Origin of the sequence: Streptomyces sp. NBC_00075 (genome assembly GCF_045041225.1) — a bacterium.
In the GTDB taxonomy this organism is placed as follows: domain Bacteria; phylum Actinomycetota; class Actinomycetes; order Streptomycetales; family Streptomycetaceae; genus Streptomyces; species Streptomyces adonidis.
Window position 1 is genome coordinate 7,254,404 of the sequence record NZ_CP108243.1, and the last position, 15,857, is coordinate 7,270,260.

General features: G+C 67.6%; 17 protein-coding genes. 14 read left to right on the forward strand and 3 right to left on the reverse strand.

The genetic code is table 11. The features are described from left to right. The first annotated feature begins 11 nt into the window (after positions 1–11). From OG787_RS31810 to OG787_RS31830, 5 genes are all read left to right on the forward strand, one after another. Positions 12–1,097: an S-(hydroxymethyl)mycothiol dehydrogenase gene (locus OG787_RS31810; RefSeq protein ID WP_405537396.1), complete on the forward strand. Its 1,086-nt coding sequence runs from the start codon at positions 12–14 to the stop codon at positions 1,095–1,097. Then, positions 1,097–1,726: an MBL fold metallo-hydrolase gene (locus OG787_RS31815; protein ID WP_405537397.1), complete on the forward strand. Its 630-nt coding sequence runs from the start codon at positions 1,097–1,099 to the stop codon at positions 1,724–1,726. The genes OG787_RS31810 and OG787_RS31815 overlap by 1 nt, the downstream gene beginning before the upstream one ends. A gap of 260 nt (positions 1,727–1,986) precedes the next feature. Continuing rightward, the gene (locus OG787_RS31820; protein WP_319207347.1) at positions 1,987–2,349 is read left to right on the forward strand and encodes a bifunctional 3-phenylpropionate/cinnamic acid dioxygenase ferredoxin subunit; all 363 of its coding nucleotides are present in this window, start codon (positions 1,987–1,989) and stop codon (positions 2,347–2,349) included. Continuing rightward, complete coding sequence (locus tag OG787_RS31825) at positions 2,346–3,512, forward strand: NAD(P)/FAD-dependent oxidoreductase (protein WP_405537399.1); 1,167 nt, start codon at positions 2,346–2,348, stop codon at positions 3,510–3,512. The genes OG787_RS31820 and OG787_RS31825 overlap by 4 nt, the downstream gene beginning before the upstream one ends. A gap of 190 nt (positions 3,513–3,702) precedes the next feature. Continuing rightward, complete coding sequence (locus tag OG787_RS31830; protein WP_369036121.1) at positions 3,703–4,827, forward strand: aromatic ring-hydroxylating dioxygenase subunit alpha; 1,125 nt, start codon at positions 3,703–3,705, stop codon at positions 4,825–4,827. Between the two features lie 86 nt (positions 4,828–4,913). Here OG787_RS31830 and OG787_RS31835 read toward each other — a convergent pair whose 3' ends face one another. Then, the gene (locus tag OG787_RS31835; RefSeq protein WP_369036128.1) at positions 4,914–5,660 is read right to left on the reverse strand and encodes an IclR family transcriptional regulator; all 747 of its coding nucleotides are present in this window, start codon (positions 5,658–5,660) and stop codon (positions 4,914–4,916) included. Between the two features lie 201 nt (positions 5,661–5,861). On the opposite strand from OG787_RS31835, the gene betA reads away from it, so the two are divergent. The 9 genes from betA (at position 5,862) to OG787_RS31880 (ending at position 14,540) form a co-directional block, all read left to right on the forward strand. Further along, positions 5,862–7,535: a choline dehydrogenase gene (gene betA / locus OG787_RS31840; RefSeq protein WP_405537401.1), complete on the forward strand. Its 1,674-nt coding sequence runs from the start codon at positions 5,862–5,864 to the stop codon at positions 7,533–7,535. 3 nt (positions 7,536–7,538) lie between these two features. After that, a complete protein-coding gene (locus OG787_RS31845; protein ID WP_369036123.1) occupies positions 7,539–8,384 on the forward strand; it encodes a 5,10-methylenetetrahydrofolate reductase in 846 nt (281 codons plus the stop codon). A gap of 267 nt (positions 8,385–8,651) precedes the next feature. Continuing rightward, positions 8,652–9,450, forward strand: a protein-coding gene (locus OG787_RS31850; protein ID WP_405540650.1) for an IS5 family transposase whose coding sequence is annotated in 2 segments (ribosomal slippage) — positions 8,652–8,998 and positions 8,997–9,450 — 801 coding nt in all. Because the reading frame shifts where the segments join, the coding sequence is not laid out codon by codon here. A gap of 42 nt (positions 9,451–9,492) precedes the next feature. Continuing rightward, positions 9,493–10,737: an IS256 family transposase gene (locus OG787_RS31855; RefSeq protein WP_405537403.1), complete on the forward strand. Its 1,245-nt coding sequence runs from the start codon at positions 9,493–9,495 to the stop codon at positions 10,735–10,737. 201 nt (positions 10,738–10,938) lie between these two features. Continuing rightward, positions 10,939–11,391 carry an SUKH-3 domain-containing protein gene (locus tag OG787_RS31860; protein ID WP_405537404.1) on the forward strand — a complete coding sequence of 151 codons (453 nt, stop codon included), beginning with the start codon at positions 10,939–10,941 and terminating at the stop codon, positions 11,389–11,391. A 313-nt stretch (positions 11,392–11,704) separates the two neighbouring features. Then, a complete protein-coding gene (locus OG787_RS31865) occupies positions 11,705–12,022 on the forward strand; it encodes a hypothetical protein (RefSeq protein WP_405537405.1) in 318 nt (105 codons plus the stop codon). Between the two features lie 96 nt (positions 12,023–12,118). Then, complete coding sequence (locus OG787_RS31870) at positions 12,119–12,640, forward strand: SMI1/KNR4 family protein (RefSeq protein ID WP_405537406.1); 522 nt, start codon at positions 12,119–12,121, stop codon at positions 12,638–12,640. Between the two features lie 189 nt (positions 12,641–12,829). Further along, complete coding sequence (locus OG787_RS31875) at positions 12,830–13,573, forward strand: hypothetical protein (protein WP_405537407.1); 744 nt, start codon at positions 12,830–12,832, stop codon at positions 13,571–13,573. A gap of 106 nt (positions 13,574–13,679) precedes the next feature. Further along, positions 13,680–14,540 (forward strand): hypothetical protein, encoded by an 861-nt coding sequence (locus OG787_RS31880; protein ID WP_405537408.1) that lies wholly within the window; start codon positions 13,680–13,682, stop codon positions 14,538–14,540. 29 nt (positions 14,541–14,569) lie between these two features. On the opposite strand, the gene OG787_RS31885 is transcribed toward OG787_RS31880, so the two are convergent. Together OG787_RS31885 and OG787_RS31890 are read right to left on the reverse strand one after the other, a co-directional pair. Further along, positions 14,570–14,770 (reverse strand): DUF397 domain-containing protein, encoded by a 201-nt coding sequence (locus OG787_RS31885; RefSeq protein ID WP_405537409.1) that lies wholly within the window; start codon positions 14,768–14,770, stop codon positions 14,570–14,572. Then, positions 14,767–15,714, reverse strand: a complete 948-nt coding sequence (locus tag OG787_RS31890) for a helix-turn-helix domain-containing protein (protein WP_405537410.1) — start codon at positions 15,712–15,714, stop codon at positions 14,767–14,769. Before OG787_RS31890 ends, OG787_RS31885 begins: the two co-directional genes overlap by 4 nt. Positions 15,715–15,857 lie beyond the last annotated feature (143 nt).

Genomic DNA, 15,857 nt, shown 5'->3' on the forward strand with positions numbered 1-15,857 from the left:
GAGGAGTGGCCATGACTCATCAGGTCCGTGCTGTCGTCGCCCGGGGGAAGGGCGCCCCCGTCAGCCTGGAGACGATCCTCGTGCCCGATCCCGGTCCGGGCGAGGCACTGGTGAAGATCCAGGCCTGCGGGGTCTGCCACACCGACCTGCACTACCGCGAGGGCGGGATCAACGACGACTTCCCCTTCCTGCTCGGCCATGAGGCGGCGGGGGTCGTGGAGTCGGTCGGGGAGGGGGTCACGGACGTGGCCCCCGGTGACTTCGTGATCCTCAACTGGCGTGCCGTGTGCGGGAACTGTCGGGCCTGTCTGCGCGGGCGGCCCTGGTACTGCTTCAACACGCACAACGCCAAGCAGAAGATGACCCTCACCGACGGCACCGAGCTGTCCCCGGCCCTGGGTATCGGTGCCTTCGCCGAGAAGACCCTCGTCGCGGCCGGGCAGTGCACCAAGGTCGACCCGGCCGCCTCGGCCGCTGTCGCCGGGCTGCTCGGGTGCGGGGTGATGGCCGGCATCGGTGCCGCCATCAACACCGGCAACGTGGGGCGTGGTGACACGGTCGCCGTCATCGGCTGCGGTGGGGTCGGGGACGCTGCGGTCGTCGGGGCCAACCTCGCCGGCGCCGCGAAGATCATCGCCGTCGACATCGACGACCGGAAGCTCGCCACCGCCCGCACGCTGGGCGCGACCCACACGGTCAACTCCAAGGAGACCGACGCCGTCGAGGCGATCCGGGAGCTGACCGGCGGCCATGGCGCCGACGTCGTCATCGAGGCGGTCGGCCGCCCGGAGACCTACAAGCAGGCGTTCTACGCCCGTGACCTCGCGGGCACGGTGGTGCTGGTCGGCGTACCGACACCCGACATGAAGCTGGAGCTTCCGCTGATCGACGTCTTCGGGCGCGGTGGCTCGCTGAAGTCCTCCTGGTACGGCGACTGCCTGCCCTCCCGGGACTTCCCCATGCTCATCGACCTCCACCTCCAGGGCCGCCTCCCGCTGGACGCCTTCGTGACCGAGACCATCGCGCTCGACGACGTCGAGAAGGCGTTCGAGCGGATGCACGGTGGCGATGTGCTGCGTTCCGTGGTGGTGCTGTGATGAGCGTCCGCATCGAATGCCTTGTCACCTCGGGCACGTTCTCGCTCGACGGCGGCACCTGGGACGTCGACAACAACGTGTGGATCGTCGGCGACGACCACGAGGCGATCGTCATCGACGCCGCCCATGACGCCGACGCCATCGCGGCGGCTCTCGGCGGCCGTACGCTCCGGGCCGTCGTGTGCACCCACGCCCACAACGACCACATCGACGCGGCCCCCGCACTCGCCGCGCGCACCGGCGCCCCGATCCTGCTCCACGGCGACGACCTGCCGCTGTGGAAGCAGACCCACCCGGAGCGCGCGCCCGACGGCGAGCTGGCCGACGGTCAGGTCCTCACCGTGGCCGGGGTCGAACTGACCGTGCTGCACACGCCCGGTCATGCGCCGGGCGCGGTCTGCCTGTACGTGCCCGCCCTGAACGCCCTCTTCAGCGGTGACACGCTGTTCGCGGGCGGTCCGGGGGCGACGGGACGGTCGTACAGCCATTTCCCGACCATCGTCGACTCGATCCAGGGTCGGCTGCTGACTCTGCCGGGCGACACGGTCGTATACACCGGGCACGGCGATACGACCACTGTCGCCGCCGAGGCGCCGCACCTCCAGGAGTGGATCGACCGAGGTTTCTGACCGTCCGGCCCGTCCGGCGATCCGTACGCCCCGCCCCCTGGGGTCCATTGCTGCCCGATGTCCGTCTGAGCTGCGCTGAAGCGCTCATTCCGGCATCGGGCTCGCTTGGTTTCAGGTTGTGCAATGTGATGTGTGTTGTCCATTGCGCAACTCGTGAGTTGGCTCATCCCGGTCCCTGGACTTCTTGACAAGGGTTCTGGGCGCCCTCAAACTGACGTTGCGCTTACCGCAATCCGTTTCGCTATACGCACCGAGGTGTCATGATGATTCCCGCGTGCCGTCTCGCGGATCTCCCGCGAGGTGAGGCCTTCCGGCTCGACATCGACCCGCCCGTCTCGGTGTTCCACACCGACGACGGCGAGGTCTTCGCCATCGACGACACCTGCACCCACCAGGATGCCTCGCTCGCCGACGGCTGGCTGGAGGGCTGCGAGGTGGAATGCCCGCTGCACGCCTCCAAGTTCGACCTGCGCACCGGCGCGGTGGACTCCCCGCCGGCCAAGCTGCCGGTGCGGACCCACGAGGTCGTCGTCGAGGACGGCATGATCTACGTACGGGTGTCCACGGACGCCCCCAACCTCCCGCCCTGCGTCGCCGCCCGGCTCGCCGGGGGTCCCGCGTGAGGACAGTGGCCGTGGTGGGCGCCTCGCTGGCCGGACTGTCGGCGGCGCGCTCCCTCCGGAAGCAGGGCTACGACGGACGGCTGGTCGTCATCGGCGACGAGACGCACCGCCCGTACGACAGACCGCCGTTGTCCAAGGAGTTCCTGGCCGGAACCCTCGGCGAGGCGGACCTCGGACTGGAGACGGACGGCGAGGACCTCGGCGCGGAGTGGCTGCTCGGCACCCGCGCCACCGGCCTCGACCGCACCGACCGGTCCGTCCGCCTCGCCGACGGCCGGGAGGTGCGCGCCGACGGCATCGTCATCGCGACCGGCGCCGCCGCCCGCACCCTGCCCGGGGCCGAGGGCCTCACCGGCGTGCACACCCTGCGCACCCTCGACGACGCCCGCGCCCTGCGCGACGAACTCGCCCGCGGTGGACGCCTGGTGGTGATCGGCGGCGGCTTCATCGGCGCCGAGGTCGCCTCCACGGCGTACGCCCTCGGCCTCGACGTCACGGTCATCGAGGCCGCCCCGACACCGCTGGCCGGCCCTCTGGGCGAGACCATGGGCGCCGTCGTCTCCGGCCTCCACACCGACCACGGCGTACGGCTGTTGTGCGGGGTGGGCGTGAAGGGGCTGAGTGGGGAACGGCAGGTGGACGCTGTTCTGCTGGACGACGGGCGCAGTGTTCCCGCCGACATCGTCGTCGTCGGGGTGGGGGCGCGGCCCTGCGTCGAGTGGCTGGACGGGTCCGGGGTCGTTCTCGACAACGGGGTCAAGTGCGGGGCGGACGGGCGTAGCAGTCTGGCGGGGGTTGTCGCGGTTGGTGACTGTGCCAACTGGTACGACCCTCGGGCGGGCGTTCATCGTCGTGTGGAGCACTGGACCGGGGCGGTGGAGCGGGCCGCTGCCGCGGTGGCCGTGTTGTTGGCGGGCGGGGCGGTGGAGTCGGGGGTGCCTCGGCCGCCCTATTTCTGGTCGGATCAGTACGGGGTGAAGATTCAGTTCGCCGGGTTCGCGGGGGTCGCTGACAGTGTGACGGTCGAGGAAGGGGCTGTTGGTGACCGTAATGTCCTTGCCGTTTATCGGCGGGGTGGGGAGCCGGTTGCCGTTCTTGGGATGAATCAGCCACGGCTTTTTGTGCGCTGGCGCAAGCAGTTGGCTCTGCCGGTTGTGCGGTGAATTTGGCTGCGGGCCGGTGGGGCTTCTCGCGCAGTTCCCCGCGCCCCTGTCGGGTGCGCCCCTGGCGGGGCGCTACCCGACATCAAGCGGGGCGTTGCCCGCCATCAGGTAGGGCTGCCCGTCATACAGGGGCGCTGCCCCACACAGAGTTGATCGATCCATGATGACGACGTTCTCCGAGGAGTGCACCGTGACCTCGACCAGTCTGCCCGACAGTCTGATCGCCACCCTCCCCGGCTCCTCCTATACGGACGCGGGGATCTTCGCGCAGGAGCAGGAGCGCATATTCGAGACCATGTGGTTCTGTGTCGCGCGTGCGTCCGAGCTGGCGAAGCCCGGTGCGTTCCGGACCGTCGACGTGGGCCGCGAGAGCATCCTGGTGACTCGGGCGCGGGACAACTCGATCCGCGCGTACTTCAATGTGTGCCGGCATCGCGGCGCCAAGCTCTGCACCGAGGAGACCGGCGAGGTCAAGCGGGCCTTCCAGTGTCCGTACCACGCCTGGACGTACGGCCTCGACGGCAAGCTCGTCGCCGCGCCCAACCTGACCAAGATGCCGGATGTCGGGCGTACCGAGTACGGCCTGGTGAGCGTGGCCGTGCGGGAGTGGCTCGGCTATGTCTGGGTGTGCCTCGCGGAGAACCCGCCCTCCTTCGAGGAGGACGTGATCGGCGAGGTCATCGGCCGGCTCGGTGACGTCGAGTCGATCGAGCACTACGACATCGACAACCTCTCGGTCGGCAAACGGATCGTCTATGACGTGAAGGCCAACTGGAAGCTCATCATCGAGAACTTCATGGAGTGCTACCACTGCGCCACGATCCACCCCGAACTCACCGAGGTGCTCCCCGAGTTCGCCGACGGCTACGCCGCCCAGTACTACGTCGGCCACGGCGCCGAGTTCGGCGGGGAGGTCCAGGGGTTCACGATCGACGGCTCCGAGGGGCTCGACCGCATCCCCGGCGTCGCCGAGGACCAGGACCGCCGCTACTACGCGATCACCGTCAAACCGCAGGTCTTCATCAACCTCGTACCCGACCATGTGATCTTCCACCGGATGTACCCGGTGGCCGCCGACCGCACGATCGTCGAGTGCGACTGGCTCTACCTCCCGCACGTCGTCGAGAGCGGCAAGGACGTCAGCCGGTCCGTGGAACTCTTCGACCGCGTCAACCGCCAGGACTTCGAGGCCTGCGAACGCACCCAGCCAGGGATGAGCTCCCGGCTCTACGCGAAGGGGGGCGTGCTGGTGCCGAGTGAGCACCACATAGGTGCCTTCCACGACTGGGTCAACGAACGGCTGGGGGCGCGGTAGCGCCCGTCAGGGGCGCGGGGCTGTATCTGATCTGCGGCTCCGCCGCGGGGCGCGACCAGCCCCCACCGGGCCCGCAGCCAACAAACTCACCCCAGATACCCCATCCGGTGACTGATCTCCGCCGCCCCCTTCACCAGCAGTGGCGCCAACTCATGCAACCGCTCCGTCGTAAACCGGTACGACGGCCCGGACGCACTCACCGCCGCCACAACCACCCCGTCCCGGTCCCGGATCGGCGCCGCCATGGCATGCAGCCCGACCTCCAGCTCCTCCTGCGTCCACGCATACCCCCGCTCCCGAGCCTCCGCGAGATCCTTCTCCAGCTTCGACTTCGCGGTGATCGTGTGCGGGGTGACCTTCTTCAGGCCGGCCCCGTTCAGCAGCGCGGCGCGCTCCTTGGAGGGCAGGTGGGCCAGCAGGATCTTGCCGCTGGAGGTGGCGTGCAGCGGGGTCAGCTGGCCGACCCAGTTGTACGCGCTGACCGCTCCGGGGCCGCGTGCCTCGAACAGGTTGACGGCGTAGTGCTCCTGAAGCACGGCGATGTTGACGGTCTCGCCGATCTCCTCGGCGAGCTGCTCGCAGACCGGGCGGCCCTGCTGCGTGATGTCGATGCTCCCCGTGACCGCACCCGCCAGCCGTACGATGCCGAAGCCGAGGCGGTACTTGCCGCGCTCGCCCGCCTGCTCCACCAGACCACGTGCCTCCAGCGCGCCTAGCAGCCGGAACGCGGTCGATTTGTGAACATCGATCTCGGCAGCGACCTCGCTGACGCCTGCCTCGCCGCGTTGGGCGAGGATCTCCAGAACGCTGATCGCGCGGTCGACCGACTGCACTCCGCCGGCCGGTGAATTGGACGTTTCGGTGTCTGTGCTGTGGTTGCTCACAACGAAACTATACGCGCAGTAAAAAACGCCCCTTCCGGTAACGGCTACGAAACCAAGACCTTGCATGTTGCGTGTCCCGCAACCTGGTGCGTATAGCGCTACTGGATTAGCATGCGTCGCGTATCTACGGCGCGAGCGAGACGAGAGATCATGGCTCCCCTGCAATACGACTTCGTCATCGTCGGCGGCGGATCGGCCGGCAGCGCACTGGCCAACAGGCTCTCGGCGGACCCGGCCAACCGGGTACTGGTCCTGGAGGCCGGCCGGTCCGACTACCCGTGGGACGTCTTCATCCAGATGCCCGCGGCCCTGACCTATCCCATCGGCAGCCGCTTCTACGACTGGAAGTACGAGTCCGAGCCCGAACCCCACATGGGCGGCCGGCGCATCTACCACGCGCGCGGCAAGGTCCTCGGCGGCTCCAGCAGCATCAACGGCATGATCTTCCAGCGCGGAAACCCCATGGACTACGAGCGCTGGGCGGCCGATCCCGGCATGGACAAGTGGGACTACGCGCACTGTCTGCCGTACTTCCGGCGCATGGAGAACTGTCTCGCCGCCGACCCCGACGACGAGTTCCGCGGCCACGACGGCCCCCTCGTCCTCGAACGCGGCCCGGCCACCAACCCCCTCTTCGGCGCCTTCCTCAAGGCCACCGTGGAGGCGGGGTACCCGGCGACGGACGACGTCAACGGGTACCGGCAGGAGGGCTTCGCCAAGTTCGACCGGAACGTCCACCGGGGGCGGAGGCTGTCGGCGTCCAAGGCGTACCTGAAGCCCGTCCGCAAGCGGCCCAACCTGACGGTGAAGACGCGGGCTCTGGTCACGCGTGTGCTCTTCGAGGGCAAGAAGGCCGTCGGGGTCGAGTACCAGCGGGGCAGGGGGCCGGTCCAGCAGGTCCGCGCCAAGGAGGTCATCCTCTGCGGGGGCGCGATCAACTCCCCGCAGCTGCTCCAGCTGTCGGGCGTCGGCAACGCCGAAGAGCTGGCGGCGCTGGGCGTCGACGTCGTCCACGATCTCCCCGGCGTCGGCGAGAACATGCAGGACCACCTGGAGGTGTACGTCCAGTACGCCTGCAAGCAGCCGGTGTCCATGCAGCCGTACATGGCGAAGTGGCGTGCCCCCTTCATCGGGCTCCAGTGGCTCTTCCGCAAGGGGCCGGCCGCCACCAACCACTTCGAGGCCGGGGGCTTCGCCCGCAGCAACGAGGACGTCGACTACCCCAACCTGATGTTCCACTTCCTGCCCATCGCGGTCCGCTACGACGGCTCCTCACCGGCGGGTGGCCACGGCTACCAGGTGCACGTGGGCCCGATGTACTCCGACGCCATCGGCTCGGTGAAGATCAAGAGCAAGGACCCGCGCGAGCATCCCGCGCTGCGCTTCAACTACCTCTCCACCGAGCAGGACCGGCGGGAGTGGGTCGAGGCGATCCGGGTGGCGCGCAGGCTGCTCAACCAGCCCGCGATGGCTCCGTACAACGACGGGGAGGTCTCGCCGGGGCCCCAGGTGGAGACGGACGAGCAGATCCTCGACTGGGTCGCCAAGGAGGGCGAGACGGCTCTGCACCCGTCCTGCACCTGCAAGATGGGGCCCGCGGCGGACGAGATGGCGGTCGTCGACCCGGAGAGTCTGCGGGTGCACGGGGTGGAGGGGCTGCGGGTCGTGGACGCGTCGGTGATGCCGTACGTCACCAACGGGAACATCTACGCGCCCGTGATGATGATCGCCGAGAAGGCCGCCGATCTGATCCTCGGCAAGGAGCCGCTGCCGGCCTCGAAGGCGGCGTACTACCGCCTCCGTGACGAAGAGCAGGCCGGGTAGACCTTGGCCGCGTCTGGGCTTCGGGGGCTCCGGGAGCTGCTGGAGCGGGTCCGGTACGAGGTGCTGCCCGCCAAGGCCACCGAGGACAAGGTTCTGGCCCATGTTCCGCGCGAGGTCGTCGTCACGGTGACGGCCTCGCCGGTCAAGGGGCTGGAACCGACCCTCGACCTGGCCGGGCGGCTGGCGGGACACGGTTATCGCGTCGTCCCGCATGTGCCTGCGCGGCTGCTGCGGGACGACGTCCATGTGAAGGACGTCGTCGACCGGCTGCGGGAGGTGGGGGTCGACGACGTCTTCGTCCCGGCGGGGGACTCGGATCCGCCTGCCGGGGCGTACGAGGGTGCGCTGCCGGTGCTGCGGCGGCTGGGCGAGCTGGGCAGTCCGTTCACGCATGTCGGCGTGACCGGGTATCCCGAGAGCCATCCGCTCATCCACGACGACGTCACCATCCAGGCGATGTGGGACAAGCGCGAGCATGCGACGTACATCGTGAGCAATCTGTGCTTCGACGCGCGGGTGCTGGGGGAGTGGGTGGGTCGTATACGGGGGCGGGATGTCTCCCTGCCTGTGTACGTGGGTGTGGCCGGGCCTGTGCAGCGGGCCAAGCTGCTGTCGATGGCCACGAAGATCGGCGTGGGGGAGTCGACGCGGTTTCTGACGAAGCACGCGTCGTGGTTCCTGCGGTTCGCGGCGCCCGGGGGGTACTCGCCGGAGCGGTTGCTGTCGCGGGCGGAGGGAGTGCTCACGGCGCCTGAGGCGGGGGTGGCGGGCTTGCACCTGTTCACGTTCAACCAGGTTGCGGAGACGGAGCGGTGGCGGCGGGGGGTGCTGGAGCGGTTGGGGGGCTGAGGTCTTGTTGTCTCGCCCCCGCCGCCCCTACCCGTCCCATCCCTGGGGGCTGCCGCCCCCAGACCCCCGCTACGGCCCTGAAGGGGCCTCGTCCTCAAACGCCGGACAGGCTGAGCTACTCAGCCTGTCCGGCGTTTGAGGAGGGTCTGTACCGTACTTGGTGTAACGGCGGGATCTGAGGAGGTCCCTGATGCCCGAACAGCCAAGCGAGCCACGCGACTTAGACGTCATCTCATTTGGTTCGGTAGCCTGTCCGTCGTGGTTTCGATCGTTGAGCGGCTGGTGCCGGATGAGTTGTGGGAGCTGTTCCAGCGAGTGGTGCCGGAGGCGCCGTCGCGGCCTCAGGGCGGCGGTCGGCGTCGGCATGGTGACCGGGAGGTACTGGCGGCAATCGTGTTCGTGGCCACGTCGGGCTGCACGTGGCAGCAGCTGCCGTCCGCGTCGTTCGGTCCGTCGGGAGCGACGGCTCACCGGCGCTTTGCCGAGTGGTCGAAGGCCCGGGTGTGGGCCAAGCTCCACCGCCTGGTCCTCGACGAACTCGGCTCCCGCGGCGAGCTGGACTGGTCCCGCTGTGCGATCGACTCCGTCAACATGCGGGCCCTGAAAAGGGGAGCTGACAGGCCCGAATCCTGTGGATCGAGGCAAGTACGGCTCGAAGATCCACCTGATCACCGAGCGGACCGGTCTGCCCCTGTCCGTCGGGATCTCCGGGGCGAACCTGCACGACAGCCAGGCGCTGATCCCGCTGGTGAAAGGGATACCGCCGATCCGCTCCCGGCGCGGACGCCGACGGCGCAGGCCGGCCAAACTCCACGCCGACAAGGGATACGACTACGACCATCTGCGGCGATGGTTACGCGGACGCGGCATCCGGCACCGCATAGCCCGCAGAGGCATCGAGTCCTCGACCCGCCTTGGCCGCCACCGCTGGACCATAGAACGCACGATGTCCTGGCTCGCCGGATGCCGCAGACTGCACCGACGCTACGAGCGCAAAGCCGATCACTTCCTGGCCTTCACCAGCATCGCCTGCACCCTCATCTGCTACCGTAGACTCGCCAAATGAGATGATGTCTTAGCGGATGGTGTTGAGCCCACCGAGGTCGTGTTGCATGACGAGCTGGATGCCCAGCTGATCCGCCGTCTGACCGACCGGGCCCGTTCCGAGGGGCTGGCGCTGACCGGGACCGGCGGGTTGTTGCAGCAGCTGACGAAGCTGGTCCTGGAATCGGCCCTGGAGGGCGAACTCGAAGACCATCTCGGCTACGCAAAACACGCGCCGGAGGGCCGGGACGGCGGCAACTCCCGCAACGGCCGGCGCGCGAAGACGGTAACCACAGAGTCCGGCCCGGTCGAAGTGGCGGTGCCACGGGACCGGGACGGCTCCTTCAGCCCGACGATCGTGCCCAAGCACGCCCGCCGCCTGCCCGGGGTGGAGGACCTGATCCTGTCGCTGTCCGCGAAGGGCCTCACCCACGGCGAGATCTCCGCGCATCTGGCCGAGGTCTACGGCGCGGAGATCTCCAAGACCACCATCACCACGATCACCGACAAGATCTCCGAACGCCTTGCGGAATGGCAGAAACGCCCGCTGGACGAGGTCTACCCGGTCCTGTTCATCGACGCCCTGCACGTGAAAATCAGAGACGGGCAGGTCGCCAACCGGGCGATCTACATCGCACTGGCAGTCACCGTGGACGGCGAACGCGACATCCTGGGACTGTGGGCCTCGGACGGCGCCGAGGGCGCCAAGTACTGGCAGCGGGTCCTCGCCGAGATCAAGAATCGCGGCGTGCGCGACACCTGCATCGTGGTCTGTGACGGCCTCAAAGGGCTGCCCGACGCGATCAATCTGACCTGGCCCGAGGCGATCGTGCAGACCTGTCTGATCCATCTGATCCGCAACACCTTCCGCTATGCCGGCCGCCAGGACTGGGCCGCCCTGGCCCGCGACCTCAAACCGATCTACACCGCGGTCTCCGAGGCCGCCGCCCTGGAGGAGTTCGCCCGCTTCGCCGGGATCTGGGAACAGAAATACCCGGCGATCATCAAACTCTGGGAGAACGCCTGGGCTGAGTTCGTGCCCTTCCTCCGCTTCGACCGGGAGATCCGCACTGTCGTCTGTTCCACCAATGCGATCGAGTCCCTCAACGCCCGCCTGCGCAGGGCCGTGCGGGCCCGCGGACACTTCCCCAGCGAGGCCGCCGCCCTCAAATGCCTGTTCCTCGCGATCACGGCGCTCGACCCGAAGGGAGACGGCAGAGCCCGCTGGGCCCGCCGCTGGAAACCCGCCCTCAACGCCTTCGAGCTCACCTTCGAAGGCCGCCTGACCCGACACACCAACATCAACTAACCAACATCAACAAGCCAGTTACACCAGGAACTTGACAGTCCCGGCGTGCGCAGAGGCACGCATGTGCACCAATGCTCTGAATGATGGAGCGTCGTTGGAGAACCTGGATATCATCACCCTCAACCAGAAGGGAAAGAAGTTTAAAATGTGCCCCAACTGTCAGGTGTGGGTGCCGGACGCTGTCGGGAATGTGCTCACCGGATGAGCGGGTTCAATGACACTTCCCGGCAGCAGAGATTGCGTGACACATTCCCCGACGCATCCCGAGTGGACCTGGGTCCAGCTTCTTTCGGTCATGTATCCAGGCTCTATGAAGAGGCTGGATACGAGGTAGGGCTGGAACTGCGTAAATTTCTCGAGGAATATCGAGAGTGCTCCATTTCGTGGATGTATCGCGAGATGGAGGTGAGTGTGCAAATTGACGCAGAAGAAGCCCTTTCGTTCTACCCTGGCAACATTCGCGTGTTTTCTCGGAGGGTGGGGCGCCCGCTGACGCCCATTGGCTCTGCGTTCGCTACCGAAGAGGTGGTCCTGATCGCGAACGGTGGAGACGTATTTCTCGCTGGGGATGCCGGAATCCAATATGTCGGGAATGGGTTTGTGCAATCCATGCAGGCTCTGATTTCTGGAACTTGGGACAAGACCTTCTTCTGAAGGGCGTAGACATCCGTCGGTGCCGTGGGGCACCTCCTGGTCGCCAACATCTGAGTGAGGATTGTGTCCTGATGGAAGTCGCCAAGATCTTTGTCTGCGCATTCGTAAATATCGTTGCATCGATCGAATTGACGGAATGACCCGTACGTACGATCCTGCGAGAAGAAGGGCTCAACGTCTCGATGCTGGACTCGGTTTCGGAGTGCTTCTCGCGGCTATCGGTCAGGCGCATCAGGAGAATCTTGGGTACTTGATTGGCGTAATATCGGGCAGTGTGTCGCGCTGCCTATATCCGTTGCGGTGAGGTGCTTTGGTGGTCAGTGATCAGGTTCGGGAATTCTTGCGGCTGGGTCATCCGCTTCCCTCGGAGGAAGACAACTCTGAGGAAGGTGACGAGGCATTTGAGGGGATGACTCAGGCGCTACATGCGATCGAGAAGCCTGTTACGAACGAAGAGGCCGCGCTCCTCATCGAATGTTTCGGTGATGACGAATGCTTCGGATTGGCTTGGACGCTACTGCATATCGTGGAATCGGCTCCATTGTCGCCGGTTTCCTCTCAGCCGCCGGATGGTTCGAACGTTTGGATCGCTAGGCTATGGATGCGCTATCAGAACTCGATGAGTGACTAGCTCGTGAGGCAGCGAGCGAGCGAGCGGCGCCGCGCGACGGCGGCCGGACCCTCTACGGGTGCAGTCCTAGTAGGTTCGTAGTGGTGGACAACAGGGGTGACGGTGCCTGACTGGTCGGCGCTTTTTGCGGAAATGGAAACGGCTAAGCGCAGGTTGGCGGTCAGCGACCGCGACGGGCTCTGGCGCCATGAGGCGCCTCGGCCTCCGGCCGCGCCTGAGCGGATCGCGGAGATCACCACGGTGACGCACTGCTCCCTGGACCCCGAGTATGCCGATTTCCTGCTGCATGCGGATGGTTGGCCTGCCATCTTGCAGGACATTGACCTCTTCGGGACGGCAGACTTCGGTACCGCTGTCTACGCCGAGGCCGAAGAACTGGTGCGTGTGATCGAGGATGAGGTGGAGATCGAGCGAGGAACGAACGCATCCCGCCTGATTCCTATCGGCGCGTCACGGGCAGACATTGACATCCTTGTGATGTCGCGCAGTGAAGAGCCGAATCGCCTGGCCCCGGTCATCTGGCTTGCAGGCGGGGAAATCGAAAGATACCGAACCTTCTCCGACTTCTTCCGAGGGATGATCACCGAGAATCTCGGAGAGGCGGGTTCGCTGGCGTGAACTTCTCGACGTGCGGTAGTGCGGTAGTGCGGTCGGCCGGGCTGTCGTAAGGGCGGCGTGGTGTGGGAACAGGCTTGGCTGGCGGTGTGTCAGTCATGGGTAGTACGACAGGGAAAGTGAACAAAGCACATCGTGAACAACTCGGGTATACGCCAATCTCGTTCCATCGCCCGGGCCCGTTCGGGTGCCGTGGCTGCTTGCGCCCTGGTGTCCCTTGCGGTGCTCACCGGATGCGGCGGCTCCGACAGCGGTGACTCGGCTGCCGCCGATGTCTCCCCGTCGGCGTCTGCCGAGGGGACCTCCGCTGCCGCCTCCGCCGTCAAGCCGCTGACCACCCCTCAGTTGGAGTCGGCGGCGCTGGTGAAGGCGGATCTGACCGGGTACGAGGTGAGCACACCTGCCGAGGCCGAGATCAAGGCCGCGGGCGGGGTGGAGGTGAGCGGGGAGGAGTGCCTGCCCTTGGGGCGTGCGGTGGCCGGGGCCGCGGTGGGGGAGCCCGCGGCGACCGCTCACCGGCGGGTGACCGGTGGAGACAGCAGCGGTGACACCTCCGCGGAAGCGGCACTGAACATCAACACCGGCACGGTGACCCTCGCCTCCTACGCTAGCGCCGCCGACGCCACCGCCGCGTTGAAGTCCGTCACCGACGCCGTCACCGCGTGTGCGGGCGGCTTTCAGTGGGCTGTCGGCGCCGAGCAGTTGGACGCGAGCAAGGTCACCGAGGGCACAGCGCCGGAGGCTGGTGAAGAGGCGGTCGCGTTCACCGCCGTCACCCCGATCGATGGCGTCGACGCCCCGTGGAAGGTGGTCGTCTTCCGCGACGGGGCCACCCTCGCCCACTTCACGGTCGCCAACGTGGCGGCCATGACCTCCGGCGAGGACTTCACCTTTCCGGCAGACCTTGTGACCGCCCAGGCAGGCAAGCTGGCCTGACCCGATCGGCACCGCACCCCCGCATGGGTCGACGCGTCAGGCGGCCGTGTGCGGGGTGCGGGGCGTGGGCGGCGGACGGGGTGTGGCGGGAGCGAGGGGCGGGGTCATGGGGAGAAGTGCTGTGCGGCGTCGTGGAGTTGCGGCGGCCGGGGTGCTCACGGTGGCGTTGCTGGCGGGGTGTTCGGGCTCCGGGGGCGAGCCGGACGACGGTGACGATGTGGCGGCGGCTGTCTCCGCGGAGGCGGAGGTGTCGGCGTCGGCGGTGGCGGGTGAGGGTGAAAGTGGGGGCGCGGGGGCGGTGGCTCTGTCGCCGGAGGGGCTGGAGGCGGTCGCGCTGGCGGATGGGCAGGCGGTAGCCGGGGGGACGGTGACGGCGCAGGTGTCGGACCGGGACTTCCCCAATGCCGGGACGGTGGTCGCCAAGGAGGCGGTGTGCACGCCGTTGGCGGCGGTGCAGGCCGGGTCGGTGCTGGGGGCGCCGGTGTCGGTGGTGCGGCGGATGTGGATCGGGCCGCAGGAGACGTCCGGGGTGGAGCTGGGGGCGGATCCGTCGGAGGAGGAAGTGGCGGCTGCGGCGCTGGACGCGACGACCTCCTTCGTCTCGCTGGCCTCATACGGGCAGGAGGCGGCGGCGAAGGCCGTGATGGCGGGGATCGGCCGGGCGGTGCGGGAGTGCGCGGGCGGGTTCGTGTACACGGTGGCGGGCGAGAACCCGGTGGAGACCGTCAAGGTCCGGAAAGCGGCGGCGCCGGACGGTACCGGCGGTGCGGACGAGGTGATCGCGGCGACCCTGGCCGTCAAGGTCGACGGGGTGAGCGGACCGGTGCGGGTGGTCGTGGTCCGGGAGGGCGGAACGGTCGGCTACTTCCCCGCCACGAACCTGGCTTCCCAGGCCACCGGGGACGCCTTCACCCACCCGGCCGCCTTGGTCCAGACCCAGCTCGCCCTGCTTGCCGAGGCCGGCTGAGCGAGCTGGTGAGGCGTGAACGGGGTTCGTCAGACGTCCCGGCCGACGAACCCCGCCCACGCCTCACGCGACACCGTGAACACGGGCCCGGCCACGGCCTTGGAGTCCCGGACGTGCACAACTGCCGTACCGGCCGCGACCTCTACGCACTGGCCGCCCTCGGTTCCGCTGTAGCTGCTCTTGAACCAGGCGAGGCCGGAGGCGATGGTCGAGGATTCAGCGTTGTTCATAGCTCTCCCAGCAACCCTTCGATGAACCTCATAGACTCTCGCGGAGTGAGAGCCTGTGATCGGATGATCCCATAGCGTGCGGCGGCGAGAACCGTCTGTTCCGGGTCGGTCTCAAGCGCGCTGGTGGCGTGCGTCTCGGCGTACACGAACTTCTTGCCGTCCTTCCGCGTGACAACCGTGAACGGCCCGTTCACGCCCGCGTTGTCCTCGCAGTCGATCGGCATGACCTGGATCTCGACGTTTCGCTTCTCGCCGATCAGGAGCAGATGTTCCAGCTGTCCCCGCACCACGTCCTGGCCGCCGTATCGGTGCCGTAGCACCGCCTCATCCATCACGAAGCTCAACAGTGGCGAGGGTCGCCGGTCGAAGATGTCGTGCCGAGCCAGCCGTGCCGCTACTCGCTGCTCGATGATCTCCTGGTCCAGGGACGGACGCCGCATGGCGAGCAAGGACCTCATGTAATCCTCGTTCTGGAGGAGGCCGTTGACAACATGCGTGTCATACATGAGCAGCTCAAGGCACTCCTTCTCCAGCACCGCCATCCCCTGGAAGAACACCGGATACTGAGCCTTCTCCACCTCCTCCTTCCACACGCTCAACAACCCACCCGCGCCCACCGCTTCGTCCGCCCGGTCGATCGTCTTCGGTGACGGAATCCGCCGCCCCTGCTCGTACGAGGCCACCGTCGCCGCCGAGTACCCGATCCGGCGTCCGAACTCCTCCCGGTCCATCCCCGCCCGTACCCGCCACGTCTTCATGGTCTGCCCGAAGGCGACGACGAAGCCCTTCCCGGCGCCGTCCTCCGGCCGCCGCCCACCTTCGTCGTCGTTCTCCCATCCGTCCCCGAGGCTCACCACCCCGCCGCCCTCGGGGACTTCGCCACCGGCGTCCGGAAGCGCCCCGCCCCTCGCCTCCGACCCCGAAACCGCCGTACCCTCGGTCATCGCCCACCGCCTCCCGAACCCAACGCCCGCCCGCCGGACGCCGTAACGCCGCGCGCCTCGTACCCGTACGTACACCGCGCGTACAGTCGGTTCACGTCGGTGCGTCACCACTGGTCACGCTACGCGACCGGCGACACCGTTGT

Excerpts from the sequence above, each read along its gene's own strand:
- OG787_RS31810 (WP_405537396.1), top strand. The coding sequence starts at position 12 with ATGACTCATCAGGTCCGTGCTGTCGTCGCCCGGGGGAAGGGCGCCCCC.
- OG787_RS31815 (WP_405537397.1), top strand. The coding sequence starts at position 1,097 with ATGAGCGTCCGCATCGAATGCCTTGTCACCTCGGGCACGTTCTCGCTC.
- OG787_RS31820 (WP_319207347.1), top strand. The coding sequence starts at position 1,987 with ATGATGATTCCCGCGTGCCGTCTCGCGGATCTCCCGCGAGGTGAGGCC.
- betA (WP_405537401.1), top strand. The coding sequence starts at position 5,862 with ATGGCTCCCCTGCAATACGACTTCGTCATCGTCGGCGGCGGATCGGCC.
- OG787_RS31860 (WP_405537404.1), top strand. The coding sequence starts at position 10,939 with ATGAGCGGGTTCAATGACACTTCCCGGCAGCAGAGATTGCGTGACACA.
- OG787_RS31880 (WP_405537408.1), top strand. The coding sequence starts at position 13,680 with ATGGGGAGAAGTGCTGTGCGGCGTCGTGGAGTTGCGGCGGCCGGGGTG.
- OG787_RS31885 (WP_405537409.1), bottom strand. The coding sequence starts at position 14,770 with ATGAACAACGCTGAATCCTCGACCATCGCCTCCGGCCTCGCCTGGTTC.
- OG787_RS31890 (WP_405537410.1), bottom strand. The coding sequence starts at position 15,714 with ATGACCGAGGGTACGGCGGTTTCGGGGTCGGAGGCGAGGGGCGGGGCG.